The sequence below is a fragment of the Micromonospora sp. WMMD710 genome, assembly GCF_029626045.1.
Taxonomy (GTDB): Bacteria; Actinomycetota; Actinomycetes; order Mycobacteriales; family Micromonosporaceae; genus Micromonospora.
In genome coordinates this window covers 980,391-1,006,760 of the sequence record NZ_JARUBD010000001.1, presented here as the reverse complement: position 1 = coordinate 1,006,760, position 26,370 = coordinate 980,391, and the positions used below count along the sequence as shown (strand labels likewise).

Annotated in this window: 19 protein-coding genes; 14 read left to right on the top strand and 5 right to left on the bottom strand. The window is 71.3% G+C overall.

The window, feature by feature from the left end; genetic code table 11:
- The first annotated feature begins 31 nt into the window (after positions 1-31).
- Entirely contained in the window at positions 32-769 is a 738-nt protein-coding gene (locus O7620_RS04700; RefSeq protein ID WP_151490651.1) for an AzlC family ABC transporter permease, read from the top strand.
- Entirely contained in the window at positions 762-1,094 is a 333-nt protein-coding gene (locus tag O7620_RS04695; RefSeq protein WP_151490650.1) for an AzlD domain-containing protein, read from the top strand. The genes O7620_RS04700 and O7620_RS04695 overlap by 8 nt, the downstream gene beginning before the upstream one ends.
- 14 nt (positions 1,095-1,108) lie before the next feature.
- Here the strand turns inward: O7620_RS04695 and O7620_RS04690 are convergent, their stop codons facing one another.
- Together O7620_RS04690 and O7620_RS04685 are read right to left on the bottom strand one after the other, a co-directional pair.
- On the bottom strand, positions 1,109-2,128 hold the full coding sequence (locus O7620_RS04690) for an LLM class flavin-dependent oxidoreductase (RefSeq protein ID WP_278121997.1): 1,020 nt from the start codon (positions 2,126-2,128) through the stop codon (positions 1,109-1,111).
- A 249-nt stretch (positions 2,129-2,377) separates the two neighbouring features.
- On the bottom strand, positions 2,378-5,083 hold the full coding sequence (locus O7620_RS04685; protein WP_278121996.1) for a glucosidase: 2,706 nt from the start codon (positions 5,081-5,083) through the stop codon (positions 2,378-2,380).
- A gap of 42 nt (positions 5,084-5,125) precedes the next feature.
- On the opposite strand from O7620_RS04685, the gene O7620_RS04680 reads away from it, so the two are divergent.
- The 12 genes from O7620_RS04680 (at position 5,126) to O7620_RS04625 (ending at position 22,286) form a co-directional block, all read left to right on the top strand.
- Positions 5,126-7,069 carry an amylo-alpha-1,6-glucosidase gene (locus O7620_RS04680; RefSeq protein ID WP_278121995.1) on the top strand — a complete coding sequence of 648 codons (1,944 nt, stop codon included), beginning with the start codon at positions 5,126-5,128 and terminating at the stop codon, positions 7,067-7,069.
- Between the two features lie 137 nt (positions 7,070-7,206).
- Entirely contained in the window at positions 7,207-8,541 is a 1,335-nt protein-coding gene (locus O7620_RS04675; RefSeq protein ID WP_278121994.1) for a glycosyltransferase family 4 protein, read from the top strand.
- An 83-nt stretch (positions 8,542-8,624) separates the two neighbouring features.
- Entirely contained in the window at positions 8,625-10,379 is a 1,755-nt protein-coding gene (locus tag O7620_RS04670) for a serine/threonine-protein kinase (RefSeq protein ID WP_278121993.1), read from the top strand.
- Positions 10,380-10,498: 119 nt separating this feature from the next.
- The gene (locus tag O7620_RS04665) at positions 10,499-12,106 is read left to right on the top strand and encodes a serine/threonine-protein kinase (protein ID WP_278121992.1); all 1,608 of its coding nucleotides are present in this window, start codon (positions 10,499-10,501) and stop codon (positions 12,104-12,106) included.
- A gap of 103 nt (positions 12,107-12,209) precedes the next feature.
- On the top strand, positions 12,210-13,019 hold the full coding sequence (locus O7620_RS04660) for a metal-dependent hydrolase (RefSeq protein WP_278121991.1): 810 nt from the start codon (positions 12,210-12,212) through the stop codon (positions 13,017-13,019).
- Positions 13,016-13,924 carry an amidohydrolase family protein gene (locus O7620_RS04655; RefSeq protein ID WP_278121990.1) on the top strand — a complete coding sequence of 303 codons (909 nt, stop codon included), beginning with the start codon at positions 13,016-13,018 and terminating at the stop codon, positions 13,922-13,924. Before O7620_RS04660 ends, O7620_RS04655 begins: the two co-directional genes overlap by 4 nt.
- 401 nt (positions 13,925-14,325) lie before the next feature.
- On the top strand, positions 14,326-15,357 hold the full coding sequence (locus O7620_RS04650) for a LacI family DNA-binding transcriptional regulator (RefSeq protein WP_278126864.1): 1,032 nt from the start codon (positions 14,326-14,328) through the stop codon (positions 15,355-15,357).
- A gap of 77 nt (positions 15,358-15,434) precedes the next feature.
- A complete protein-coding gene (locus O7620_RS04645; protein ID WP_278121989.1) occupies positions 15,435-16,739 on the top strand; it encodes an extracellular solute-binding protein in 1,305 nt (434 codons plus the stop codon).
- Between the two features lie 67 nt (positions 16,740-16,806).
- Positions 16,807-17,769, top strand: coding sequence for a sugar ABC transporter permease (locus O7620_RS04640; RefSeq protein ID WP_278121988.1), 963 nt, complete (start codon positions 16,807-16,809; stop codon positions 17,767-17,769).
- 10 nt (positions 17,770-17,779) lie between these two features.
- A complete protein-coding gene (locus O7620_RS04635; RefSeq protein ID WP_347403753.1) occupies positions 17,780-18,652 on the top strand; it encodes a carbohydrate ABC transporter permease in 873 nt (290 codons plus the stop codon).
- The gene (gene yicI / locus O7620_RS04630; protein ID WP_151493068.1) at positions 18,649-20,880 is read left to right on the top strand and encodes an alpha-xylosidase; all 2,232 of its coding nucleotides are present in this window, start codon (positions 18,649-18,651) and stop codon (positions 20,878-20,880) included. The genes O7620_RS04635 and yicI overlap by 4 nt, the downstream gene beginning before the upstream one ends.
- Positions 20,877-22,286: a GH1 family beta-glucosidase gene (locus tag O7620_RS04625; protein WP_278121986.1), complete on the top strand. Its 1,410-nt coding sequence runs from the start codon at positions 20,877-20,879 to the stop codon at positions 22,284-22,286. Before yicI ends, O7620_RS04625 begins: the two co-directional genes overlap by 4 nt.
- Before the next feature lie 178 nt (positions 22,287-22,464).
- Here the strand turns inward: O7620_RS04625 and O7620_RS04620 are convergent, their stop codons facing one another.
- The 3 genes from O7620_RS04620 to O7620_RS04610 all read right to left on the bottom strand — a co-directional run bounded on the left by O7620_RS04620 (position 22,465) and on the right by O7620_RS04610 (position 26,350).
- The gene (locus O7620_RS04620; protein ID WP_278121985.1) at positions 22,465-23,667 is read right to left on the bottom strand and encodes a hypothetical protein; all 1,203 of its coding nucleotides are present in this window, start codon (positions 23,665-23,667) and stop codon (positions 22,465-22,467) included.
- Positions 23,668-23,864: 197 nt separating this feature from the next.
- Positions 23,865-24,458 (bottom strand): nucleotidyltransferase family protein, encoded by a 594-nt coding sequence (locus tag O7620_RS04615; protein ID WP_151492857.1) that lies wholly within the window; start codon positions 24,456-24,458, stop codon positions 23,865-23,867.
- Positions 24,459-24,640: 182 nt separating this feature from the next.
- On the bottom strand, positions 24,641-26,350 hold the full coding sequence (locus O7620_RS04610; RefSeq protein WP_278126862.1) for a bifunctional 3'-5' exonuclease/DNA polymerase: 1,710 nt from the start codon (positions 26,348-26,350) through the stop codon (positions 24,641-24,643).
- Between the last annotated feature and the right edge of the window lie 20 nt (positions 26,351-26,370).

Below are 26,370 nucleotides of genomic sequence, written 5' to 3'. Positions count from 1 at the left end.
AATTACGCAGGCTTTGAAATACAATTTCAGCATGTCAAGCGATCCGACGGCGGCTGCCACCGGGAAGGACCACGACGTGAAGGCGCCGTCCTCTCTGCTCGCCGCACTCAAGGACTCCCTGCCCGTCGGACTGGGGCTGGCACCGTTGGGCGTCGCTCTCGGAGTGCTGGTCGTTCAAGCCGGACTGCACTGGTGGTGGGCCACGGTCTTCACCACGGTCATCTACGCCGGCTCATTCGAGTTCCTGCTCATTGGCCTCATCAGCGCATTCGCGCCGCTGGCCACGATCGCGGCGACCGCGCTGCTGGTCAACGTTCGGCACCTGTTCTACGGGCTGTCGTTCCCACTGCACCGAGTCCACAGCCGCAGAGGCAAGCTGTACAGCACCTTCGCGTTGACCGACGAGGCATACGCCCTCACCGCCAACAGGCAGGCTCAGGCATGGCCCGGCCGCCGCATCGTCGCGCTTCAAATGTTTCTGCACCTGTACTGGGTGGGTGGCGCAACACTCGGCGGGACACTCGGCGCACTGATCCCAGAGCGCGTCGCCGGTCTGGACTTCGCGCTGACCGCGTTGTTCGTCGTGCTGGCCATCGAGGCGATCCGGGCCCGCCGCCACGACCTCCCTACCCCACTCCTGGCCCTGCTCGCGGCGCTCGCCACCTACCTCAGTCTCCCGAACCAGTTCTTGCCCGTCGCCCTCACGCTGTTCACCACGGCGCTGCTCGTACGCCGATTTCTGACCACCCGGAGACCCACCCGTGCCTGACGCCCCGTATCTACTCGCCGCGGTCGTGACCTCCGCCGCCGTCGCGTGGGGACTGCGCGCCCTGCCGTTCGCCGTCCTGGACCGGCTCCGCGCCAGCCCCACCGTCACCTACCTCGCGGCCGCCATGCCTGCCGGCATCATGATCACCCTCGCGGCCTACTGCCTCCGCGACGTGCCACACCAGCGTCCCGACCGCCTGATCGTCACGCTGCTGGCTGTTGGCATCACCGTTGGGCTGCACCTCTGGCGCCGCAGCGCCCTTCTCAGCATCCTGGTCGGCACCGCCACCTACGTCACGCTCGTCAGCACCCTGCTCGCCAATTGAAGGGCGCTGTCGACCTATGAGGCCGGATGCCAGCCGAGCAGTGGGCCGAGTCGGGTCGCCATGTCGGTGAGGATCTGAACGTAATCGGCGTGCTCAAAAGTGAATGGCAGGGCGAAGGCGACCTCGGTCACCTCACGGAACGCGGCATGCGCGTACAGACGCTCGGCGATCATCTCCGCCGGTCCGACGATGTCGGGGGCGAACATCACCCGGCTCGGCCCGTGCGTTGACGTGGTCCGGGGCATCCGCTGACGGCTGTACTCCTCGTAGCGGGCACGCTGGTCCGGGGTGGCCGAGTCGGTGGGGATCACGACCAGGCCCTGGGAGACCCGGGCACGGTCGCCGTCCGGGTGCAGAGCTCGGAAGGCCCGGATCTGGGATAGCTGGACCTCGGCGAAGTCCGTGGACTCCTCGGCCTTCACCACGCTGCTGGTGAGCAGGTTCATGCCCTGCTCGCCGGCCCATCGCGCCGACCGGAGGCTTCCGGCGCCGTACCACATCCGGCTGGCCAGACCGGGAGAGTGTGGCTGCACTCGCTCGGAGAACGCCTCCATGCCCTTGACGCCGTCGAAGTCACTGGCCGGTGCGCCACGGACGAAGTCGAGCAGCCGCCGCAGCCGGGTGTAGTCGAACTCCTCGGCGTGTGCGGTGTCGGGGTACAGCGATCGCATGACGCTGTCGTCACGCGTCGGCGGGCCGACGCTCACTCCCGGGTTGAGCCGCCCGCCGGAGAGGATGTCGACGGTCGCCAGGTCCTCGGCCAGCCGCAGCGGGTTCTCCCAGCCGAGGGGGGTGACCGCGGTGCCGAGTTCGATGCGGCTGGTCCGCTGTGAGGCAGCCGCCAGGACGGCGATCGGTGAGGAGATGCCGTACTGGAGGTGGCGGTGGCGCACCCAGGCGCTGTCGAACCCGAGTTGCTCGCCGAGCGCGATGATGTCCAGCGTCGACTCGTGGCCTGCACGCGGGTCGGCCTCGTCGAACAGACCGATCGTGAGGAAACCGAGCTTCCTCAGCGGGGTCGAGGGTGCGGGCACCGGTTCCTCCAGGCGTACAGCGTGTTCTTGACTGGTCTCACATCAGGTGTGTCGGACCGCGGTGCGAGCGCCGCTCGCCGGCGGCGTTTCGGGCATCCGGAGTGGACAGACGAGATCTGGGTCCAGCGAGAGTCTAGGAAAGTGTGACTGGACGATGTCTTTACCTGAGCTGGATCCTGCGACGACGCCAGTCGTCCTCCGGCGCGACACCGGGGCGGGAAGGTGCGATCGGAGGCGCTTCTCACCGGATCACCGGCGCAGGGTGAGGATCAGGTCGGCGACCAGGGCCGTCCAACCGGTCTGGTGCCAGGCGCCCAGCCCCGCCCCGTTGTCGCCGTGGAAGTACTCGGGGAAGGCGACCAGGTCCCGCCAGTCCGGGTGGGTCTGGAAGAGCTGACAGGCACCGTAGATCGGCCGTCTCCCCCAGTCGTCCTGCGTGAACAGCGAGATCAGTCGGGCGGACAGGTCGTCGGCGATCTCGTCCAGCGTGCGCTTCACCCCGGAGCGGGTCGGGTACTCGACCTGGAGGTCGTCGCCGAAGAACGCCGCATAGTCGCGCAGCGCGCTGATCAGCAGGAAGTTCGTCGGCATCCAGATCGGGCCGCGCCAGTTCGAGTTGCCGCCGAACAGGCCGCTGGTCGACTCGGCCGGCTCGTAGCCGACGGAGAACTCCTGCCCGCCGAGGGTTACCGAGAACGGCTTGTCCAGGTGCGCGCGGGACAGCGTGCGCAGGCCGTACTCGGACAGGAACTCGTCGGTGTCCAGCATCCGGGCGAGCAGCCGGACCACCTGCTCCGGGCCGACCATGGACAGCAGCCGCTGCTGGCGGCCGTCGGGGCCGAGCCGGCGGGTGCCGATCACCTGGGCGTACTCGGGGCGGTTGGTGAGGAACCAGCGCAGCCGGGCGCCCAGCTCCGGCAGGCGGTGCAGGGTCTTCGCCGTGAGCCGGGTGGTGGCCGCCAGTGGCAGCAGCCCGACCACCGAGCGCACCTTCAGCGGCACCTTCGTGCCGTCGGCGAGGCGCAGCACGTCGTAGAAGAAGGCGTCCTCGTCGTCCCACAGCCCCTGCTCGTACGCGGCGGCGGCGATGTACGCGAAGTGTTCGAAGAACTTGGTGGCGGTGTCCACCCAGGTCCGGTCGTGCTCGGCCAACACGATCGCCATGTCCAGCAGGTTGAGCGCGTACATGGCCATCCAGCCGGTGCCGTCGGACTGCTCCAGCACCCCGGCCACCGGCAGCGCCGCCGAACGGTCGAACGGCCCGACGTTGTCCAGCCCGAGGAAACCGCCCTCGAACACGTTGTTGCCACCGGTGTCCTTGCGGTTGACCCACCAGGTGAAGTTGAGCAGCAGCTTGTGCATCACCCGGGCCAGGAACTCGAAGTCCCGGCCGCCGTCGATCTCGAACACCTTGAGCGCCGCCCAGGCGTGCACCGGCGGGTTCACGTCGCCGAACGCCCACTCGTACGCCGGGATCTGCCCGTTGGGGTGCAGGTACCACTCGCGGAGCAGGAGCAGTAGTTGTTCCTTGGCGAAGCCCGGGTCGACGCGGGCGATGCTCACGCAGTGGAAGGCCAGGTCCCAGGCCGCGTACCACGGGTATTCCCACGGGTCGGGCATGGAGATCACGTCGAAGCTGGTCATGTGCCACCAGGCGCTGTTGCGCCCGTGTCGGCGCCCGGCCGGCGGCGACGAGCCAGGATCGCCCTCCAGCCAGCGCTTGACGTCGAAGTGGTAGAACTGCTTGCCCCACATCAGCCCGGCGATGGCCTGCCGGGCGACCAGCGCCTCGTCGGGTGTGGCGGCCGGCGGGATCACCCCGGCGAAGAACCGGTTCGCCTCGGCGCGCCGTGCCCACACCACCGCCTCGAACCCTTCGCCGAGGTCGGCCGGGGGCGGCGGGGCGGCGGCCGGCGGCGAGGCGGTACGGGTGAGCCGCAACCGGATCTGCCGTTGCCCGCCGGCCGGCACGTCGAGGACGTAGTGCAGCGCGCCCTTGGTGCCCTCCCGCGCCGGGTTGACGGTGGCCGCGCCGTTGACCACGTGGTCGTTGATGCCGTCCTTCGGGTACGCCGAGCGGCCGGGCAGCCCCCAGAGCCGTTCGGCGTTGGTGTCGTTGTCGCAGAGCAGCGGCACCGGACCGCCGTCGCCCTCCAGCAGCAGTTGGCCGAACACCCGGTGTTCACCGACCAGCCGGGTGCCCTCGCCGGTCAGGGTGGGAATGCGGTCCCCGCCGGGCAGGCCCCAGGCCCAGGTGTTGCGGAACCACAGGGTGGGCAGGACGTGCAGGGTCTCCGCCCGGTCGCCCCGGTTCGCCACGGTGATCACCATGCACAGGTCGGTCGGGGACGCCTTGGCGTAGTCGACGGTCACCGCCCAGTACCGGTCGTCGTCGAAGATCCCGGTGTCCACCAGCTCGTACTCGGTGTCGTCCCGGCCGCGCAGCGCGTTCACCGCGACGAGTTCGTCGTACGGGAAGGCTGCCTGCGGGTAGTGGTAGCGCCAACGCATCCAGGAGTGGGTGGGCGTGGAGTCCTCGTACCACCAGTACTCCTTGACGTCCTCGCCGTGGTTGCCGCCGTCACCGCCGAGGCCGAACATGCGCTCCTTGAGGATCGGGTCCTTGCCGTTCCACAGCGCGAGGGCGAACGCGAAGGTCTGTCGTTCGTCGCAGACGCCCGCCATCCCATCTTCATTCCACCGGTAGGCTCTGGACCGCGCGTGGTCATGCGGGAAGTAGTCCCAGGCCGTACCGTGCTCGCTGTAGTCCTCCCGTACCGTCCCCCACGCCCGTTCGGACAGATAGGGACCCCATGCGCGCCAGTCCTGCTCACCCGAGTCGGCCTGGGCGAGCCGGAGCCGCTCAGCGTCGGGTGGCGAGGCGTCGGAGGACGAACGGTCAGTGATCACGTGCACATCTTTGACGCCGCCGCGGTACTTGACCACAGCGGCCATTCTCGTCGTGGCGTGTTACACCCCGCCGCCGGTGGAGGAAAGTTGATCGACATTCACTTCGGCCCGCAGGTCTGCGGCGATCTGAGCAGCGCGGCGAGCCGGGAATGGCTGGTGCCCGACGGTCTCGGCGGGTACGCGATGGGCACCGTCGGCGGGTTGCGGACCCGCCGCTACCACGGTCTGCTCGTGGTGCCCGGCGAAACCCCGGCGTCTCGCCAGGTGGGACTGGTCAGTCTCGATCCGGCGGTCACCCTGCCGTCCGGCGCACGGGTGCGGCTCGGCGCGCACGAGTGGTCCTCCGGCGACGTGGACCCGCGCGGCTTCGAGCTGTTGGAGCGCTTCGACCTGGTCGACGGGCTGCCCCGGTGGCGGTGGCGGATCGGCGCGGTGGTGATCGAACGCGAGCTGGCCATGCTGCCGGGCCGCTCCTGCGTGGCGGTGGTGCACCGGCTGGTGGCCGGCGGGCCGGTCCGGTTGGAGCTGTCCGCCGCCTGCACCTGGCGCGACGCGCACGGCGAACGGCGCGCCGACGGGCCGACCCCGCAGGTCGAGACGGTGGCCGACGGCGCGGTGGTCGAGGGCGCGTACCGGTTGGCCGGGCCGGGCTGGGCACCGGAGGGGCAGTGGTGGCTGGGCGTGCACCACCGCGAGGAGGCCAACCGGGGTCTGCACCCGGACGAGGACCTCTGGTACGCGGGCCGCTTCGCCGGCGAGCTGGAACACCCCGGCGACACGGTGTCGGTGCGGGCCTGGACCGCCCCGCTCGACCTGGAGCCGATGTCGGCGGAGGACATCGTGGCCACGGCCCGACGGCGCAACCGGCATGTGGTGGCGACGGCGAAGCCAGCCGACGACGTGGAGGCCACCCTGGTGCTGGCCGCCGACGCGTTCGTGGTGCGCACCAACGACGCGGCGGTGGACGTGGTCGCCGGCTACCCCTGGTTCGGGGCCTGGTCCCGGGACACGATGATCTCGTACGAGGGGTTGTTCCTCTGCACCGGTCGGGCCGACCTGGGAAGGTCGCTGCTGCGGGCGTACGCGGCGACGCTGTCCGAGGGGATGCTCGCCAACACTGCCGACACCGGACGGGTGGAGTACAACACCGTCGACGGCACTCTGTGGTTCCTGCACGCGGTGAGCCGGCACGTCACCGTCACCGGCGACACCGACCTCGGCGACGAGCTGCTGCCCGCGCTGCGGACGGTCGTGGACGCCCACGTGGCCGGCACCCGCTACGGGATCGCCGTCGACCCGGCCGACGGGCTGCTCACCCAGGGCGCTCCGGGCACCGCGCTGACCTGGATGGATGCCCGGGTGTACGGGGTGCCGGTCACCCCGCGTACCGGCAAGCCGGTCGAGGTCAACGCGCTGTGGATCAACGGGCTGGCCGGGCTCGCGGAGCTGACCGAGCTGGCCGGGCAGGACGCGGCCGACCTGTGGCGGCGGCACGGGCACGCGACGGCCTCGTTCCGGGACCGCTTCCCGGCCCCGACCGGCTGGCTGCACGACGTGCTGGACGCGCCCGCTCCGGCGTACCCGCTGGGTGGCGCCGCCCTGCACGACGACGACGCGCTGCGCCCGAACCAGTTGCTGGCGTGGTCGTTGCCGTTCGCGCCGCTGGAGGCGGACGAACAGACGCTGCGCCGGGTCGCGGCGGGGCTGTTCACTCCGCTCGGGCCGCGCAGTCTCGCCCCGGACGCGCCGGAGTTCGTGGGCCGGCACAGCGGTGGTCCCGCGGAGCGCGACGGCGGCTACCACCAGGGCACGGTCTGGCCGTGGCTGCTCGGTCCGTACGTGGACGCCTGCCGCCGGGGAAAGATGTCAGTCGATGACGTTTTCATCGGCATAGAGGCCCATCTGACCGAATATGGGCTAGGATCGGTAAGTGAGACGGCCGATGGCCTCGCGCCGCACTCCGCGACCGGCTGCCCTTTCCAGGCATGGTCGGTGGCCGAGCTGCTGCGGGTGCGCCGAAAGGGCCAGTAGCGCTTTACACGACCGCAACGGTGGTGTCTCCGCTGGTTATCTCGATCCCGGCAGGATTGGCCCCGATCCAGACGCGACGGCGACATCGAATCCGGTGTCGGTCGGCGCGCGCCCGGGGACAACTCAAAGGGGGCCGCATGTCACCCGACGCCCACGTGATCGACATCCACCCCGCCCGGCAGCTGCGGGTACTGATGCTCTCCTGGGAGTACCCGCCGGTGCTCGTCGGCGGCCTCGGCCGACACGTGCACGCCCTCTCCGTCGCCCTGGCCGCCGCCGGCCACGAGGTCACCGTCGTCACCCGCCACGCCGAGGGCGCACCCCTGGAGGAGTACGCCGACGGCGTGCGCATCCTGCGCGCCCCCGAAGACCCGGTCACCTTCCCCTTGGCCACCGGCTCCCTGCTCGCCTGGACGATGGCGTTCAACCACACCCTCACCCGCACCGCCCTACGCGCCACCCAGGCCGACAGCTACGACGTCATCCACGCCCACGACTGGCTCGTCGCGCACACCGCGATGACCCTGCGCGACCACCTGGACATCCCCCTCGTCACCACCATCCACGCCACCGAAGCCGGCCGGCACCAGGGCTGGCTACCCGAGGAGATGAACCGCACCATCCACGGCGTCGAACACTGGCTCAGCGGCGTCTCCACCCGCGTCATCACCTGCTCGGGGTACATGCGCGACCAGGTCACCACCCTCTTCGACGTACCGGCCGCACAGGTCGACGTGGTGCCCAACGGGGTCGACGACCGCGCCTGGCGGGCCCGTCCGCGTGCGGTCGCCTCGGCCCGCGCCCGTTTCGCCGGGACCGGCCCGCTGGTCGGGTACGCCGGGCGGCTGGTCTACGAAAAGGGCGTGCAGCACCTCGTCCACGCGGTGCCCCGGCTGCGGGAGCAGCACCCCGGGCTGCGCGTGGTGATCGCCGGCGACGGCCCGTACCGCGCCGAGCTGGAGGCCCAGGCCCGCCGGCTGGCGCTCTCCTCGACCGTCCGCTTCACCGGTTTCCTCGACGCCACCCAGCTGCCCGCGGTGCTCGGCGCCACCGACGCGACCGTGGTGCCCAGCCTCTACGAGCCGTTCGGCATGGTGGCCCTGGAGGCGGCGGCCGCCGGCGCGCCCCTGGCCGTGGCCCGCACCGGCGGCCTCGCCGAGATCGTCGAGGCCGGCGTGACCGGGGTGACGTTCCCGCACAGCGACCCGGACGCGCTCGCCGGCGCGGTCGGTCAGCTCCTCGGCGACGAGGTCTTCGCCCGCCGGGTGGCCCGCAAGGCCCGCACCATGGTCGGCGAGCGCTACGGCTGGGCCACGATCGCGGCCCGCACGGCGGCCAGCTACGCCGCCGCCCGCCGCGAGCACGGTCCGCTGCAGGCCCGGCGTGCCGCGGCCCAACTGGCGGGTGGACGTACCCGGATCGCCATCCCGGAGGGCAATCTGCTCGCCACCGTCGACCACGCCGCCTGCTGAGGTGAGTCGGACGACCGATAGGTGACTTCCAATCCGCTGGTTAGGGTGTAGCCCGGACAGCGGCTGAGGAGGAGCGTGCGCAGGTGCTGATCGCCGGTCGGTACCGGCTGCTCGACCTGGTTGGTCGCGGGGGCATGGGTCGGGTGTGGCGTGCCCGCGACGAGATGCTGCACCGCGAGGTCGCGGTCAAGGAGGTCGTGCCACCGGGTTGGCTGGCCGACCACGAGCGTGCCGAACTGCGCTCGCGCACCCTGCGGGAGGCGCGCACCGCGGCCCGGCTCAACCACCCCGCGGTGGTCCGGCTCTACGACGTCGTCCCGGTCGAGGGCAGCCCGTGGATCGTCATGGAGTACGTGCCGTCGCGCACCCTGCAGGACGTCCTGGACGCCGAGGGGCCGCTGGAGCCGACCCGTGCCGCCCGGATCGGGCTGGCGCTGCTCGGCGCGCTGCACGCCGCGCACACGGCCGGGGTGCTGCACCGCGACATCAAGCCGCAGAACGTGCTCATGGCCCACGACGGGCGGGTGATGCTCACCGACTTCGGGCTGGCCACCTTCGACGGTGGCGACGGCGCGATGACCCGCCCCGGGATGGTGCTCGGCTCTCCGCAGTACGTCGCGCCGGAGCGGGCCGCCGAAGGGGTGTCCACGGTGGCGGCCGACCTGTGGTCGCTCGGGGCCACCCTGCACGCTGCCGTCGAGGGCCGCTCCCCGTACGCCCGCAGCACCGCCATGGCCACCCTCAGCGCGCTGGCCGCCGGCCCGCCGGACCCGGCCCCGCACGCCGGGCCGCTCGCGCCGGTGCTCGCCGGGCTGTTACGCCGCGATCCGCACGACCGTCTCGACCACGATGCCGCCCGCCGACTGCTCACCGCCGCGGCGGACGGTCGCACCGATCCAGCGCTGACGTCCGGCGGCGCCAACCCGCTTTTGGCGTCCGGTGGCGCCAACCCGCTCGCGGCGTCCGGCCCCGATGGTCCGGCGGACGGCAACCGCGCCGCCGCGGCCGATGGCCTGGCCGACGACCTGGCCGACCAGGACCCCACCATCCCGCTACCCGAGCCCGGCGAACCCGCCGCAGACCCGGGCGGCCCGGTCTCCACCACACCGCCGGACAGGCGGCGCACCGCTCGCCGGGCCGCGCTGATCGCCGTCGCGCTGCTGGTCGCCGCGGCCGCCGGCGTGGGCACCGCGTTGGCCGTCACCGGTGACGAGCCCAGCGACACCGCCGGGTGGCCCACCGCCGCGCCGCCGAACCGTCCCCCGGACGGGCCGGGCGGTCCCGGTCGCGGCCCCGACCGGCCCGGCCCACCCCCGGGTGGACGCGACGTCCCGCCGCCGCCGTTCGCGTGTGTCCGTCCGGATGTCGTCGGCGCGCCGGTGCTGGCCGGCGCACCGCTCCCGGGCGAGGCGTTCCGGCCGCCGCCCGGCTGGGTCTGGCACGCCGACACCACCGGCTTCCGGGTCTCCGTCCCGGCGACCTGGCACTACTCCCAGGACGGCGCGGTGGCCTGCTTCCAGGACCCGACGACCGGCCGGGCCTTCAGCGTCGCCCGGGGCGACAGCGCCGACCCGCTGGTCCGGCTACGCGCGGCCCGCGACGCTGCGGCCGCCGCCGGAGCACTGCCGGGGTACGACGAGATCCGGCTCGCCGCCAGCGACGGTGGCGCGGAGTGGGAGTGCCGCTGGGAGGCCCCGAACGGCCCGTGGCTGCACGCCCGGCAACAGGTCGTCGGGGCCGGCCGCTGGACGCTGGGCTGGATCACCGACGACAGGGACTGGAACCGGGCCGACACAGACTGGCGGGCAGTCCGAAACAGTTTCCGAGCACCCCCCTGACCTGCACCGTATGGCCATGATCCGGACCACCGTCCGGCGTGGATCGAGGCCGCTCAGCGGATGAGAAACCCGCCTTCGGTGGCTATCGTGTAACTCGGGGTGACCGAGGGGGAGCGACCGTGCAGCAGTTGCTGATCGCGGGTCGGTACCGGCTGCGCGACCTGGTCGGCACCGGCGGAATGGGCCGGGTGTGGCTGGCACGCGACGAGATGCTGCACCGCGATGTCGCGGTGAAGGAGGTCGTGCTGCCGTCCTGGCTGGCCGAGGCCGAGCGCGAGGAGCTGCGGCTGCGGACGCTGCGCGAGGCACGCACCGCCGCTCGACTCAACCACCCGAACGTGGTCCGCATCTACGACGTGGTGCACGACCGGGACAGCCCCTGGATCGTGATGGAGTACGTGCCGTCCCGGTCGGTGCAGCAGATCATCAGCGCGGAGGGCCCGCTGAGCCCGCAGCGCACCGCCCGGATCGGGCTGGCGGTGCTGGCCGCGTTGCGGGCCGCGCACAGCGCCGGCGTGCTGCACCGCGATGTGAAACCGCACAACGTGCTGGTCGCCGACGACGGGCGGGTGGTGCTCACCGACTTCGGGCTGGCCACCTTCGACGGCGGCGACGGGGCGATGACCGGGCCGGGCACGGTGCTCGGCTCGCCGCAGTTCGTCGCCCCGGAACGAGCGCGCGAAGGGGTGTCGGACCCGCGTACCGACCTGTGGTCGTTGGGCGCGACGCTCTACGCGAGCGTCGAGGGCCAGTCGCCGTACGCCCGGTCGAACGCGATGGCGACGCTCAGCGCGTTGGCCACCGAACCGCCGGACCCGATGCGCCGCGCCGGGCCGCTGCGCCCGGTGCTCACCGGCCTGCTGCAGCGCGATCCCTGGCGACGGTTGACCGCCGCCGAGGCGGAGGCGCTGCTGCGCGGCGCTGCGGCGACCCCGGACGAACCCAGCGGCCCGGCCCGGTCCTCGGCGGTGGCGGCGGTACGCAGCGCCGGCCGGGCCCTGGCGCACACACCGGTCGACCCGCTCGGCGGTCCGCCGGCGCCACCCAGCCGTCACTCCGGCCGGCGGGGCATGGTGATCGGCCTGGCCGGCGCGGCCGTCGCACTCGTCATCGCCGGCAGCTTCACGTGGGCGCTGGTGGCCCGCGACACCGACCGGACACCGCCGTCCGGCACCGGCGGCGGCGCGGCCACCACCCGCCCGGCCGCGTTCGCCTGCTCGACGCCTCCGCCCGCGACGGCAACCCCGGTGCCGCCCTCGTCGCCGCCGGCCGACGGGCGGTACGGGCTGCTCGACGGTTGGACGTGGCACGACGACCCGGCCGGGTTCCGGATCGCCGTGCCGGTGGGCTGGGCGCGCTGGACCGAGGGTGCGGTGACCTGCTTCCGCGAGGTCGGTGGGGCACGGGTGCTCAGTGTCGAGGCAGGGCCGTCGCGCCCCGACCCGGTGGCGCACTGGAAGGCCGAGGAGGCTCGGCTCACCGCCAGCGACGCGTTGCCGGGCTATCACCGGTTCGACATCTCCGCGATGGACATCTTCGACGGCGGGGCGGCGTGGGAGTGCCGGTGGGAGAATGCCGCCGGCGACCAGGTGCACAGCTTCCGCCTGCTGGCCAACACGTCGGCCGGGCGTTCGTACACCGTCTCGTGGTTGACAAAAGAGTTCGACTGGCAGGTCAACGCGGCATACTTGCCGATGATCCGGCAGAGCTTCACCCCCGCTCTCTGACACCATCCGTTGTGGACCGACCGGGTGATGCCCCTGCGGCGCCGACGCTGACTACAGTGGCGTAGTTTTGGGCGCTCAAGATCCCTGGGGAGGGTGAGCCGAGATGATGGGACCGTCGCACGCGCTGTCCGGCGCGGCGGTATGGCTGGCCGGGTCCTGGGCGCTGGACCAGTTCGCCGACTACCACCAGTCGCCGCTCGCGTTGGCGGTGGGCACCGCGGTGTGCGCGGGTGGTGCGCTCTTTCCGGACCTCGACATGTCGGGCAAGGTGACCAAGAACCAGGGTGGGGCGACGGTGGCCCGCACGTTCGGCGTCTTCTCGCTGTTCGCCGCCGAGGTGATGGAGAAGATCTCCCTCGGGGTCTACTACGCCACGAAACTCAGCAAGGATCCGCGCCGCAACAACGGCCACCGGACGCTGACCCACACGCTTCCGTTCACCGTGCTGGTCGGGTGGGGCACCACCGCGCTCTGCGCCGCGTACGGCAAGTGGGCGGTGATCACCATCCTGTTCTTCATGTTCGGCCTGGCGATGCGCGGCCTGTTCGACGAGTGGGCCGAACGGGCCGGTTGGGTGATCATCACCCTCGCGTCGGCGGGCGCGGCCTGGTTCACCTTCGCCAACCTGCCGGGTGGGCGCGGCTATCCGCTGATCGGCACCGCCGTCGGCGTGGGCTGCTTCGTGCACATCCTCGGCGACATGATCACGAGAGCCGGCGTGCCGATTCTCTGGCCCGTCCCGATCAAGCGACGGATGTGGACGATGATCGGCCTGCCGAACCGCATCGCCCTGCGTACCGGCAGCAAGGCCGAGGTGGTCGTGCTGCGGGCAGTGCTGACGGTCGTGGCGGTCCTCGCCACGGCGGGCCTGATCGCACCGTCGGTGCTGCAACGGTTCAACATCGAGATATGACCGACCCGGCCGCGCCGTCACCTCCGCAGGCCGACGAGCGGGTGCCGGATTTCTGGCGCGCACTGGGGCTGCCGGGGCTCGCCGACGTACACGTGCACTTCCTTCCGCCGCGACTGCTGCGGCGGGTGTGGGCGTACTTCGACGCGGCGGGGCCCCTGGTCGGCACCGACTGGCCGATCCGCTACCGGTGGAGCGACGCCGACCGGGTCGCGCACCTGCGCCGGCTCGGGGTGCGGGCATTCAGCGCGTTGGCGTACGCGCACCGGCCGGACATGGCGGCGGAGCTCAACCGCTGGACGCTGGAGTTCGCCCGCGCCACCCCGGGCTGCCTGGCCTCGGCCACGTTCTTTCCCGAGCCGGCCGCCCCGCGCTACGTCGAGGCGGCGCTCGCCGGGGACGCCCGGCTGTTCAAGGTGCACCTGCAGGTGGGCGGCTTCGCACCGACGGATCCGATGCTGGATGCCGTCTGGGGGACGCTGGCCGACGCGGGGGTGCCGGTGGTCGTGCACGCCGGGCACGCCCCGGTGGGGACCGCGCACACCGGGCCGGACCCGTTCGCCGCCCTGCTCGCCCGCCATCCTCGGCTGACGGCGGTGGTGGCACACCTCGGCGCCCCGGACTACCGGGCCTTCCTGGACCTTGCGGAGACGTACGAGCGGGTCCGGTTGGACACCACCATGGCGTTCACGCCCTTCTTCGACCGGTTCGTTCCATTCCCCGGTGACGAGCTGCCCCGGTTGCGCGAGTTGGGGCTCGCCGGCAAGGTGCTGCTGGGCAGCGACTTCCCGAACATCCCCTACCCGTACGCCGACCAGCTGACCGGCCTGGCCCGGCTGGACCTCGGCGACGACTGGCTGCGGGCGGTCTGCTGGAACAGCGCCGCCGCCCTGTTCGACCTCTCCTGACCCCACCCCCTCCCCCCAGGGTCACCGCAACCACGACCCGCCACCCGCGCGCCGCCCCCGTCCCCCGCGCGACGTCTCCCGCCTCCCACCCCCAAGATCGCGCTCGATCCTCGAAGTAGTGGCCTCCCCAGCGGCCCGAGGGGACTACATCCAGGATCGAGCGCGATCTTGGGGCGGGAGGGCCACGCGCACGGCGCGGGAGGGCCACGCGCACGGCGCGGGAGGGCCACGCGCACGGCGCGGGAGGGCCACGCGCACGGCGGTGAATTCTTTTCGACATCGGCTATTGACGTCGCCGTAACAGGTGGCCTAGCGTCCTGTCGAACCGCTTCGTCGAACCGCTTCGACGAAGATTCGGGAGCGGTCCCACGCCTGGCCGGAGGAGGTGCGCGGTGGCCACCATGCACGACGTCGCGCGCCTCGCCCGGGTCTCGGTCAGCACCGTGTCGTACGTGCTCACCGGCACCCGCCCGATCTCCCAGGCCACCCGGGACAAGGTGCTCGCCGCCATGGCGGAGCTCGACTACCAGCCCAACGCGATGGCCCGCGGCCTGGCCAGCCGGCGCAGCCGGATCCTGGGCCTGCTGATGCCGATGGACGAGCGCGGCCTGGGTGCGACCGAAACCGCCTTCGTCACCGGCGCCGCCGCGGCGGCCAGCACCGCCGGCTACCACCTGGTGCTCTCGCCGGTCGGCGGTGGGGATCTCGACGACCTGCGGCGGCTGGCCACCCAGCGGATGCTCGACGGTGTCGTGCTGATGGAGGTGCAGCTCGCCGACGAGCGGGTCACGGTGCTCCAGGAGGCCGGCGTACCGCTGGTCCTGATCGGCCGCACCGGCGACACCAGCGCGCTCTCCTACGTCGACATCGACTTCGAGCAGACCGTGCGGGAGGCCGTCGCGCACCTGGTCGGCCTGGGGCACCGGCGGATCGTGTACGTCAACCACTCCGCCGCCACGCTGGCCAGCGGCTACGGCCCGGCGCTGCGTACCAAGGACGCTTTCGTCTCGGCGATGACCGGGCACGGCCTGGAGCCCGTGATGATCGCGGCCGAGGACAGCGCCGCCGGCGGGCGGGCCGCCCTGGCCGCGGCGTTCGCGCAGGCGCCGGAGCTGACCGCCGTGCTGGCCATGAACGAGACCGCGATCTTCGGCATCCTCGGCGAGCTGACCGGGCGGGGGCTGTCGGTGCCCGACGACGTCTCGGTCGTCTCGATGGTCACCTCGCCGCAGGTCGCCGAGCTGGCCACCCCGGCGCTGACCGCGATGACGTCACCCGGATCGGCGCTCGGCCGGATCGCGATCGAGGCGCTGCTGCGCCATCTGGACGGCCCCGCCGGAGGGCGTCATCAGCAGTTGCTGCCGTGCGCGCTGGAGATCCGCGGATCGACGGCCGCGCCGCGAAGCCGCCAACCGATGGGGGCTGACCAGTAAAAACAGCCCGCCGCCGCGCTGCAACGCGACGACGGGCCCAGTGAAGTACCGCTAGATACTCAACGAGGAGGATAGCAATGCAGCGATTCCACCGGATCGTCGCCGCGATCGCCCTGGCGGCGACCGCGACGACCACCGTGGCCGCCTGCGGCGGTGGTGACAACGGGGACAACAGCGACGCCAAGACCCTCAAGCTCTGGCACTACGAGAGCGAGAACAGCGCCATGGGGGTCGGCTGGAACCGGGCGATCGAGATCTTCAAGTCCGAGCACCCGGGCGTCGAGGTGCGCTTCGAGCGCAAGGCGTTCGAGCAGATCCAGCAGAACGCTGGCATGATCATCAATTCGTCCGAGGGCCCGGACATCATGGAGTACAACAAGGGCAACGCGACGGCCGGCCTGCTGTCCTCCCAGGGCCTGCTCACCGACCTGAGCGCCGAGGCCGACAAGCGCGGCTGGGCCGGCAAGCTCAGCCCCAGCCTGCAGACCACCGCCCGGTACAGCGACAAGGGCGTGATGGGTACGGGCAACTGGTTCGGCGTGCCCAACTACGGCGAGTACGTGACGGTCTACTACAACAAGGACCTGTTCCAGCAGAACGGCGTCAAGGTCCCGACCAGCATGGCCGAGATGACTGCCGCGATGGACACCTTCGTCGGCAAGGGCGTCACCCCGCTGGGCATGGCCGGTGCCGAGTACCCGGCCGGGCAGCTGTTCTACCAGCTGGCCCTCTCGAAGGCCGACCGGCAGTTCGTGGACAACTACCAGCTCTACAAGAACCCGGTCGACTTCAAGGCCGACCCGCTGAAGTACGGCGCGGACACCTTCGCCGAGTGGGTCCGCAAGGGCTACGTCGCCAAGGACTCGGCGAGCCTCAAGGCCGAGGACATGGGCACCGCGTTCATCGCCGGCAAGACCCCGATGATCGTCTCGGGCAGCTGGTGGTACGGCCGCTTCAAGGCCGAGATGAAGGCCAACTGGGACACCTTCCTCTTCCCGGGCAACACCCTGCAGGCCGGCTCCTCCGGCAACCTCTGGGTGGTCCCGACGAACAGCAAGGCCAAGAGCCTGGCGTACGACTTCATCGACATCACCCTGCGTCCGGAGATCCAGGACCTGATCGGCAACAACGGTGGCGTCCCGGTGGCCGGTGACCCCGCGAAGATCAGCGACCCGAAGGACCGCAAGCTGATCGAGGACTTCAACACGGTCAGCAAGTCCGACGGCCTGGCGTTCTACCCGGACTGGCCGGTGCCCGGCTTCTACGACGTACTGGTCGGCGGCTTCCAGGGCCTGATCAACGGGTCCAAGTCCCCGGACCAGGTGCTCGACACGATCGCCAAGCCGTACGCCGATGGCGTCAAGGAGATCACCGGCAAGTGACACGGTGAGCGGCGGGCGTGACCGGCACGACCGGCGCGCCCGCCCGCCCCGCTGGGAAGGATCTTCCATGGCAGTCTCCGAGACCGTCGCCCCCACACAGCCGGCGGCGACCCCGCCCCCGCCCAGCCGCGGACCTCGCGGCCGCAACGCGGCGTACTGGCTCTACCTGCTCCCCGGAGCGGTGCTGTTCATCCTGGTCATCGGCGCACCGCTGGTCGGCACCGGCTACCTGTCGTTGACCAAGTGGTCCGGCGTCGGCGACCCGACCTGGGTGGGCCTGGACAACTACCAGCAGCTGCTGCACGACGACGTGTTCTGGGCGTCGTTCCGCAACACCGTCGCGATGATCATCGCGATGGTCGTGCTGCCCACCCTGCTCGGGCTGCTGCTCGCCGCGGTGCTCTTCGACGTCATCGGCCGCCGGTTCAAGCCCCGCACGGCCGCCGCGCTGCGGGCCGCGTTCTATCTCCCGCAGGTGCTGCCCGTCGTGGTGGCCGGCATCGTCTGGGGCTGGATCCTGCGCCCCGACGGCGCGTTCAACGGCCTGCTCGACGCGGTCGGCCTCGGTGCGCTGCGCCACGACTGGCTCGGCGACCCGGACACCGCGCTGCCGGCCGTGATGGCGGTGATGATCTGGGTGCAGATCGGCTACCCCGTGGTCGTCTTCATGGCGGCGCTGCAGCGGGTCGACCCCGAGTTGTACGAGGCCGCCGAGGTCGACGGCGCGAGCTGGTTGCATCGGTTCCGGGCGATCACCCTGCCGCAGATCCGGCCGGAGACCTTCGTGGTGGCCCTGACCTGCACCATCGCCGCGTTGAAGGTGTTCGGGCCGATCTTCGCCCTGACCCGGGGCGGTCCGGAGAACGCCACCAACGTGCCGTCGTACTTCGCGTACTACACGTTCTTCAAGAAGCTCCAGGTCGGCTACGGCTCCGCGATCTCCACCGTGCTCACGGTGATCATCGTGGTGGTCGCCGGTGTCTTCATCGGGATGCAGGCCCGCAGCGAGCGTCGGGACCGGGGGTTCTGAGATGGCCGTCATGATCACCGAAGCCCCCGCGCCGGCCGGTCGGCCGGTACGCGACCGGCACCACCGTGGCGCGAGCCGCTGGGTGGTGCTCACCCTGGTCACCCTCGGCGCGCTCGTCATGCTGGTGCCGTTCGCGTTCATGCTGCTCAACGCGTTCAAATCGCCCGGTGACTACTCGTCGGGTGGGCCGCTGAGCTGGCCGGGCGAGTTCTACACCAAAGGTCTGCGGACGTACTGGACCGAGGTGAACTTCCCGCTCAAGCTGTGGAACTCGGCCCTCATCGCCGGGTCCGTGGCGGTCCTCGGCGTGGCCGTCTCGCTGCTCAACGCGTACGCCCTGGGCATCGGTCGGGTCCGTGGCCGGCTGTGGATCGTCGGGCTGTTCCTGCTGGCCAACATGCTGCCGCAGGAGGCGCTGATCTACCCGCTGTACTACGTGGTGAAGGAGATCGGCCTCTACAACACCCGACTCTCGGTGATCATCATCTTCACCGTGATCCAGAGCGCGTTCGGCACCTACCTGCTGGCCTCGGTCCTGGGGACGTTCCCGCGCTCGCTGCTGGAGGCCGCCGCGCTCGACGGCGCCGGCAAGTGGACGGTGCTGTGGCGGGTGGTCTTTCCCAACCTGCGGCCCACCCTCGCGGTGCTGCTCATCTTCTTTTTCATCTGGACGTGGAACGAGTTCCTCATCCCGCTGGTCATGCTCATCGACAACCAGACGCAGACCATCCCGGTCGCGCTCGCGTCGTTGCAGGGCGACCGGCTGATGGACGCCCCGACCACCAACGCGGGCGCGTTGATCAGCCTGGTGCCGGCCATCCTCTTCTTCCTCATCTTCCAGCGCACCCTCGCGCGCGGCATCACGGCAGGAGCCGAGAAGTGAAGTTCACCGACGGGTACTGGCAACTGCGCCCCGGTGTCAGTGTCCTGCGCCCCGGCACCGTCGAGTCGGTCGAGCCGGACGACCGCGGGTTCACCGTCTTCGCGCCGACCGGTCAGATCACCGGACGCGGCGACACCCTCAACCGGCCCGTGGTGACCGTCCGGTTCTTCACGCCCGCCGCCGGCGTCGTCGGGGTCACCATCGCCCACCACACCGGCGGGCTCCCCCGGGAGCCGCACTTCGGGCTGAACACCGACGACGCGCACCCGGTCACCGTGGACGTCACCGGCCTCAGCGCGTCGCTGACCACCGGCGACCTGACCGCCCGCGTCGCGCTCGTCGACGGCTGGCGGGTCGAGTTCCTGCACGGCGACCGGCTGGTCACCGCGTCCACGGGACGCAGCATCGGCGTCGTCACCGACGCCGAGGGCCGCCGGCACGTCCACGAACGGCTCGCGCTGGGCGTCGGTGAGACGGTGTACGGGCTGGGCGAGCGCTTCGGCCCGTTCGTCAAGAACGGCCAGACCGTCGACATCTGGAACGCCGACGGTGGCACCGCCAGCGAGCAGGCGTACAAGAACGTGCCGTTCTATCTCAGCAGCGCCGGTTACGGGGTGTTCGTCGACCACCCGGAGCACGTGTCGTTCGAGGTCGGCTCCGAGGTCGTCACCCAGACCCAGTTCAGCGTCGAGGGCCAGACCCTCACCTACTACGTCATCGACGGGCCCACCCCGAAGGACGTGCTGCGCCGCTACACCGCGCTGACCGGCCGGCCCGCACGCGTGCCCGCCTGGTCGTACGGGCTGTGGCTGTCCACGTCGTTCACCACCTCGTACGACGAGAAGACGGTGACCGAGTTCGTCGACGGGATGGCCGAGCGTGGGTTGCCGTTGTCGGTGTTCCACTTCGACTGCTTCTGGATGCGCCAGTTCCACTGGGTCGACTTCGTGTGGGATCCGGAGACCTTCGCAGACCCGGAGGGGATGCTGCGCCGGCTGCACGAGCGCGACCTGAAGGTGTGCGTCTGGATCAACCCGTACATCGCGCAGCGCTCCTACCTGTTCGAGGAGGGCCGCGCGGCCGGCTATCTGGTGCGCAACCCGGACGGCTCGGTCTGGCAGTGGGACAAGTGGCAGGCCGGCATGGCGCTCGTCGACTTCACCAACCCGGACGCGGTCCGCTGGTTCACCGGCAAGCTGAAGGCGCTGCTGGACATGGGCGTCGACTGCTTCAAGACCGACTTCGGCGAGCGCATCCCGACCGACGTGGTGTGGCACGACGGCTCGGACCCGCAGCGGATGCACAACTACTACTCCTACCTCTACAACAAGGCGGTCTTCGAGCTGTTGGAGACCGAACGTGGGGAGGGTGAGGCCGTGCTGTTCGCCCGCTCGGCCACCGCCGGTGGGCAGCAGTTCCCGGTGCACTGGGGCGGCGACTGCGAGTCGACGTTCGTGGCGATGGCCGAGTCGCTGCGGGGCGGGCTGTCCCTGGCCGCGTCCGGCTTCGGCTACTGGAGCCATGACATCGGCGGCTTCGAGGGCACGCCCGACCCGGCGGTGTTCAAGCGGTGGGTCGCGTTCGGGCTGCTCTCCTCGCACTCGCGGCTGCACGGCTCCGGCTCGTACCGGGTGCCGTGGGCGTACGACGACGAGGCCGTCGACGTGCTGCGGCACTTCACCCAGCTCAAGCTCAGCCTGATGCCGTACCTCGCGGCCGCCGCGCAGGAGGCGCACCGCGACGGTACGCCGATGATGCGCCCGATGGTCCTGGAGTTCCCGGACGACCCGGCCACCGCGCACCTGGACCGGCAGTACATGCTCGGCTCGGACGTGCTGGTCGCCCCGGTGCTCAGCGCCGACGGTGAGGTCACCTTCTACGTACCCGCCGGCACCTGGACGCACCTGGTCACCGGCGCGCAGCTCACCGGGCCGGCGTGGGTGACCGAGAAGCACGGGTACGACAGCCTGCCGGTGCTGGCCCGCCCCGGCGCGGTCATCCCGTTCGGCTCCCGCACCGATCGACCGGACTACGAGTGGGCCGACGACGTGCGGCTGCGGCTCTACGCACCGGCGCCGGGGCAGCGGACCCGGGTACGGGTACCGTCTCCCGGGCACGGTCCGGGCGCCGAGTTCGAGGTGCGCTACGACGGTGCCACGGCCAGCGCCGAACTGGTCGCCGGCGCCTCGACGGGATACATCTGCGAGATCCAGGGGACAGAACGATGACGCAACACCACTTCCCGGAGAGTTTTCTCTGGGGGTCGGCGACCGCCTCGTACCAGATCGAGGGCGCTGCCACCGAGGACGGCCGTGGCCCGTCCATCTGGGACACCTACAGCCACACACCCGGGCGGACGCTGAACGGCGACACCGGCGACGTGGCCGCCGACCACTACCACCGGTGGCAGCAGGACCTGGACCACATCGCCGAGCTGGGTCTGGGCGCGTACCGGTTCTCCATCTCCTGGCCCCGGGTGCAGCCGGGTGGGTCGGGCCGGTTCAACCAGGCCGGCATCGACTTCTACTCGCGGCTGGTGGACGGGCTGTTGGAGCGCGGGGTCCGCCCGGTGGCGACCATGTACCACTGGGACCTGCCGCAGGAGCTGGAGGACGCCGGCGGTTGGGCGTCGCGGGAGACCGCGCTGCGCTTCCAGGAGTACGCGGCCGGCATCGTCGGCGCGCTGGGCGACCGGGTGCACACCTGGACCACGCTGAACGAGCCGTGGTGCTCCGCGTACCTGGGGTACGCCTCCGGCGTCCACGCGCCGGGCCGCACCGAGCCGGCGGCGGCGCTGGCCGCGGTGCACCACCTCAACCTCGCGCACGGTCTGGCCGGGCGGGTGGTCCGCGAGCTGGCCCCGGCCGCCGAGCTGTCGGTGACGCTGAACCTGCACGTCATCCGGCCGGCCTCGGATTCCGCCGCGGACGCCGACGCGGTCCGCCGGATCGACGCGCTGGCCAACCGGGCGTTCCTCGGCCCGATGCTGGACGGTGCGTACCCGGCCGACCTGCTCGCCGACACCGCGTCGGTGACCGACTGGTCGTTCGTGCGCGAGGGCGACGAGAAGCTGATCGCGATGCCGCTGGACGTGCTCGGGGTGAACTACTACTCCAGCACCCTCGTCCGGGCCTGGGACGGGGTGTCGCCGCGCTCCGACGCCGACGGGCACGGCGCCTCGACCTCGACGCCGTGGGTGGCCGCCGAGCACGTCGACTTCCTGCCGCAGCCCGGCCCGTACACGGCGATGGGGTGGAACATCGACCCGCCGGCGCTGACCGAGCTGCTGCTGCGCCTGCGCCGCGAGTACCCGAGCCAGCCGATGATGATCACCGAGAACGGCGCGGCGTTCGACGACGTGGTGTCGGCCGACGGCCGGATCCACGACGATCGGCGCATCGACTACCTGCGCCGGCACATCGGCGCGATGGCCGACGCCCGGGCGCAGGGCGCGGACGTCCGGGGCTACTTCGTCTGGTCGCTGCTGGACAACTTCGAGTGGGGCTACGGCTACGACCGCCGCTTCGGGATCATCCGCGTCGACTACGACACCCAGGTCCGTACCTGGAAGGACAGCGCCCACTGGTACCAGCGGCTCGCCGCCACCGGCGAGCTGGACCAGCCGGTAGATTAACGATCTCTCCGCGCCGGCAAGCCTGAACGACGATCGTCCACCAGGCTTGCCGGCGCGGGAGCGCCCAGCCGCCCTGCCACTCATGATCGAAACGGCGATCGGTGGCAGCTCAGCGGTGCGGCGCTCGGCGCGTCGAGTCGCTCAGCTGCCAACGATCAAGGACAGTCCAGCCCCAAGGTCAACACTGGGGCAGACCGAGACCGCCCCGCTGGCTGGGCTGGATCCAGACTTCGGAGATGTAGCCGACGCGGCCGTCCAACCGGACGCCGTAGTACCGGGTCGAGGTGTACAGCTGCGGGTTGGTGTCGTCGGCCGGGTCGGAGTCGTTGCCGTTGGTGGTGCGTGGGCCCTGGGTCTGACAGACGGCCGGCTTGTAGGTGTCGCCCGTACGCCGATCGGTTCCGCCGATGTTGCAGCCCTTCTTGCTGCACGACCTTTCCGGGTAGGTGGTCAGGTAGGCCGGCACCGGGTCCTCGCCCATGCCGGTAGCACCCCTGGTGGCAAGATTGTGGACGGTCAGGGCCACCTGGACCGGAGCCTGTGGCGGGGGCGGGGGCGGCGAGGGTGCCTGGGGCGGCGTCTGCCGCTTCGGAGTCTGGGTGGTCGGCAGCGGCCTCAGCGGCGGCACGGTCAGCGTCGGTAGCGGGGCGGCCGCCGTCGGCTTGACGGTCGGCGCTGGGTTGGCGTTGGGCAGGACGATCGGGGCGCAGCCGACGATCAGGCCGACCAGCGGATGAGCCAGACCCGCGCTGTTCAGATAGTCCTGCAGGGACCAGCCATTCTGGGCGTCGTCCATAACTACCGCCAAGCTGAGCGCGTCATTGTCGAGTCCCGCGGTCAGGACGCTGAAGGCGCAGGCGGCCGACTTTTCGCGGATTTCGGTGCCACTGCACGGGTTGGTCAGGCCACTGTAGGAGCAGATGGTGCGGGACAGGTCCTTGCGACCGACGCTGAAGGCGCCGTTGTGTTTGGAGCCGGCTTTGCCGTTTTGATCGCGGCACTCCAAATTCCACTTGATCGTGGTCTTGTCGGACTTCGCCGGGACAGTGGCCATGAATTCGTAGCCGGTGAAGTAGGGCGGGCGGTAGATCGATCCGAATCGCGAATGCTGCAACTTGAACGGGTAGTGCAGGGTCTTGGAGACGTTGCCATCGCTCATCTTGAGCAGGGCTGGGCTGCCGCCGTAGCCGTCCGAGAGGCTCGTTACCGACGAGCATGAGACCGAGCCTCTGACCATCACGGTCTGCGGATCCTTGTTGCTCGGCGGACCCCAGGGCCAGGTGACCGCGAAGCCCGGCGTTGCCAGCAGCAGCACGACTGCCAGGGCCACAACGGCCGAGGCAGCGCCGATCAACAGGCTCGGTCGGTGCAGTGGTGCCACGTCGCCTCCCGTCTGGACGGACTGGACAGACTGGACGGACTGGACGCCATGGTGGCAGTTCGGCCGGGCGGGTGCCGAGGCAATCCCACGGAGCCATGCCGTCAGCTTGCCGACAGTGCCGCCTACGTTTGAGGGCCCAGGCCATCATCAGCGGGTGGCTGATGGGCAAGACCGCAACCCCGACCAGTTGGCACCGCTCAGACACCTACCCGCTGCGGCGGGACGGTCAGGCCGTACAGCGCCATCAGCTCCGGGGTGTCGACCCGGCTGCCGTCGGCCACCGAGTCGCAGGCGATGTCGACGATCTGGTCCTTGTGAGCCAGCAGGTACGGTCGGGCGCCCACGTCGGCGCTGGCCAGGGTGGCGATGCCGGGCCAGTGCCGGCGGCCGAACAGCATCGGGTAGCCGCGCAGCCCGTCGTAGGTGGCACAGACCAGCACGTCCGGGTACGGCAGCGCGGTCACCCGGCGAACCGCCGCGGGGGTCAGGCCCGGCATGTCGACCGGAACCACGACCACCGCCTCGATCCCCTCGTCGTCCATCGCGGCCAGGCCGGCCCGGATCGACGAGCCGACCCCGGTGCCCCACGCCTTGTTGATCACAACGGTGGCCTTGCCCAGGTCGGCGGTCTCCCGGACCTGCTCGGCGGCGGCGCCCAGCACGACCACGATCTGCTCGCAGTCGGCCTCGGTCATCGTGTCGATCATCTGGTTGACCAGGGGCTTCTCGCCCTGGTGCAGCAGTGCCTCGGGACCACCGATCCGTCGTCCCCCGCCTGCGGCGATGATCATTGCTGCGATGCGGTTCAGCTGCGCCCCCTCCAGCACGGAACCGACCGTGACCGGTCGGCCCCTCCTACGGACACTGCAACGAGGACGGCCGCCCGCGGGTGGCGGGGCGAAAAGGAGAAATAGTGCAACCGTTACACATCCCGGCGACCTCAGGTCGATCACCGGCGAGACGGCACCGCCGGTCAGGCCGCGTCGGCGTAGCAGTCGACGATGGACAGATCCAGCGGGAAACGGACCGGCGTCGCACCGAAGAGCAACGCCGACGCCCGCTCCCCCGCCTGGTTGACGGCCTCGGCGACGGCCTCGGCCTCGCCCGCCGGGGCGTGCACGACCACCTCGTCGTGCTGGAAGAAGACCAGCTCGGCCTCGCTGCCGGACAGCTCCGTCCGTAGTGTCGCCAGCAACGTCGACGCCCACTCCGCGGCCGTGGCCTGGATGACGAAGTTGCGGGTGAACCGGCCCCTCGACCGGGCGGCCCGCGCCCGCGGACCCTGCGGATCGACCGCCCCGTCCGGATCGACCGACGCGTCGTCGAGATCACCGAACCCGGCCGTCCCCGGCGGGCACGTCCGCCCCAGCCAGGAACGCACCAGCCCACCCGCCTCGCCGGTACGTGCCGCCGCCTCGACGAAACCGAACGCCGTCGGGTAGCTGCGCTTCAGCACCGCCAACGCCGGCACCGCCGCCCCGCCGGTCTGCCCGTACATGGCACCCAGCAGCGCCACCTTGGCCCGGGCCCGGTCACCACCGAAGGAGTCCCGGGCGAGCGCGGCGTAGAGATCGCCGGCACCACCGGCCGCCGCCAACCGGGCGTCACCGGAGACCGCCGCCAGCACGCGCGGCTCCAACTGGCCGGCGTCGGCCACCACCAGCCGCCAGCCCGGATCGGCCACCACCGCGCGGCGGATCACCTTCGGGATCTGCAACGCCCCGCCGCCCCGGGTGGCCCAGCGGCCGGACACCACCCCACCCGGCACGTACTCCGGCTGGAACCGCCCGTCGCGCACCCACTGCTCAAGCCAGGACCAGCCGTGTGCCGTCCAGATCCGGTAGAGCTCCTTGTATTCCAGCACCAGCGGCACCGCCGGGTGGTCCACGCCGCGCAGGACCCAGGCGCGGGTGTTGGGCAGCTCCACCCCGACCCGGGCGAACGCCCTCAGCAGCTCCGCCGGGGAGTCGGTGTGCAGGTGGCGTACACCGAACGCGTCGGCGATCCGGCCGGCCAGGTCGGCCAACCGCCGCGGCGGGCCGCCCACCGGGGACGGCTCACCCAGCAGCTCGGCGAGGATCGCGTCGTGCACCTCGGCCCGCCAGGGCAGCCCGGCGACGCCCATCTCCACCGCGATCAGCGCGCCGGCCGACTCGGCGGCCACCAGCAACCGGAACCGGCCCGGGTGCTCGGTGGTGGCGACCCGGGCGAGCTGGTCGGCGTACACCTGGGTCAGTGCCTCGATGCCCGGGCCCGGCGGGCCGGGCAGCGTGTCGAAGAGCGCGCCCTGGCCGTGCCCGGGGGGCGCGGCGGCGCGCGGCGGCGGGTCGGCCGGCACCGGCCCGCCGGTCAGTCGGGCCCAGGCGGCGGCCAGCGAGCGGGGCTCGCCCCAGCGGCCCGCGTGCCCGAGCAACAGCGCCTCGGTCAGCTCCACGTCGTGGCACCGCTCGACGCGCACGCCGGCGCGCAGCAGCGCCGGATAGATCGCGCCCGCGCCGGCCCAGACCCATCGCGGATGCTCGGCGGCCTCCCGTGCGGCCATCGCCGCCGCGAGGTCGCTGACGGTCTCGATCGGGCCGGCCGGCCGACCGGCGGCGTCGAGCGGACGCAGGTCTCCCCCGCCACGCTTGTCTGCCACCACCGCCACCAGCACGAATGTGATTCTGCCTTCCCCCTGCGACAGGTAAACGGGTCGGTGGGTCG

Bases quoted from the DNA above. Each gene is read 5' to 3' on its own strand.
- O7620_RS04660 (WP_278121991.1), top strand. From the start codon at position 12,210: ATGATGGGACCGTCGCACGCGCTGTCCGGCGCGGCGGTATGGCTGGCC.
- O7620_RS04635 (WP_347403753.1), top strand. From the start codon at position 17,780: ATGATCACCGAAGCCCCCGCGCCGGCCGGTCGGCCGGTACGCGACCGG.
- O7620_RS04685 (WP_278121996.1), bottom strand. From the start codon at position 5,083: ATGGCCGCTGTGGTCAAGTACCGCGGCGGCGTCAAAGATGTGCACGTG.
- O7620_RS04655 (WP_278121990.1), top strand. From the start codon at position 13,016: ATGACCGACCCGGCCGCGCCGTCACCTCCGCAGGCCGACGAGCGGGTG.
- O7620_RS04700 (WP_151490651.1), top strand. From the start codon at position 32: ATGTCAAGCGATCCGACGGCGGCTGCCACCGGGAAGGACCACGACGTG.
- O7620_RS04675 (WP_278121994.1), top strand. From the start codon at position 7,207: ATGTCACCCGACGCCCACGTGATCGACATCCACCCCGCCCGGCAGCTG.
- O7620_RS04615 (WP_151492857.1), bottom strand. From the start codon at position 24,458: ATGATCATCGCCGCAGGCGGGGGACGACGGATCGGTGGTCCCGAGGCA.
- O7620_RS04650 (WP_278126864.1), top strand. From the start codon at position 14,326: ATGCACGACGTCGCGCGCCTCGCCCGGGTCTCGGTCAGCACCGTGTCG.
- O7620_RS04645 (WP_278121989.1), top strand. From the start codon at position 15,435: ATGCAGCGATTCCACCGGATCGTCGCCGCGATCGCCCTGGCGGCGACC.
- O7620_RS04640 (WP_278121988.1), top strand. From the start codon at position 16,807: ATGGCAGTCTCCGAGACCGTCGCCCCCACACAGCCGGCGGCGACCCCG.
- O7620_RS04625 (WP_278121986.1), top strand. From the start codon at position 20,877: ATGACGCAACACCACTTCCCGGAGAGTTTTCTCTGGGGGTCGGCGACC.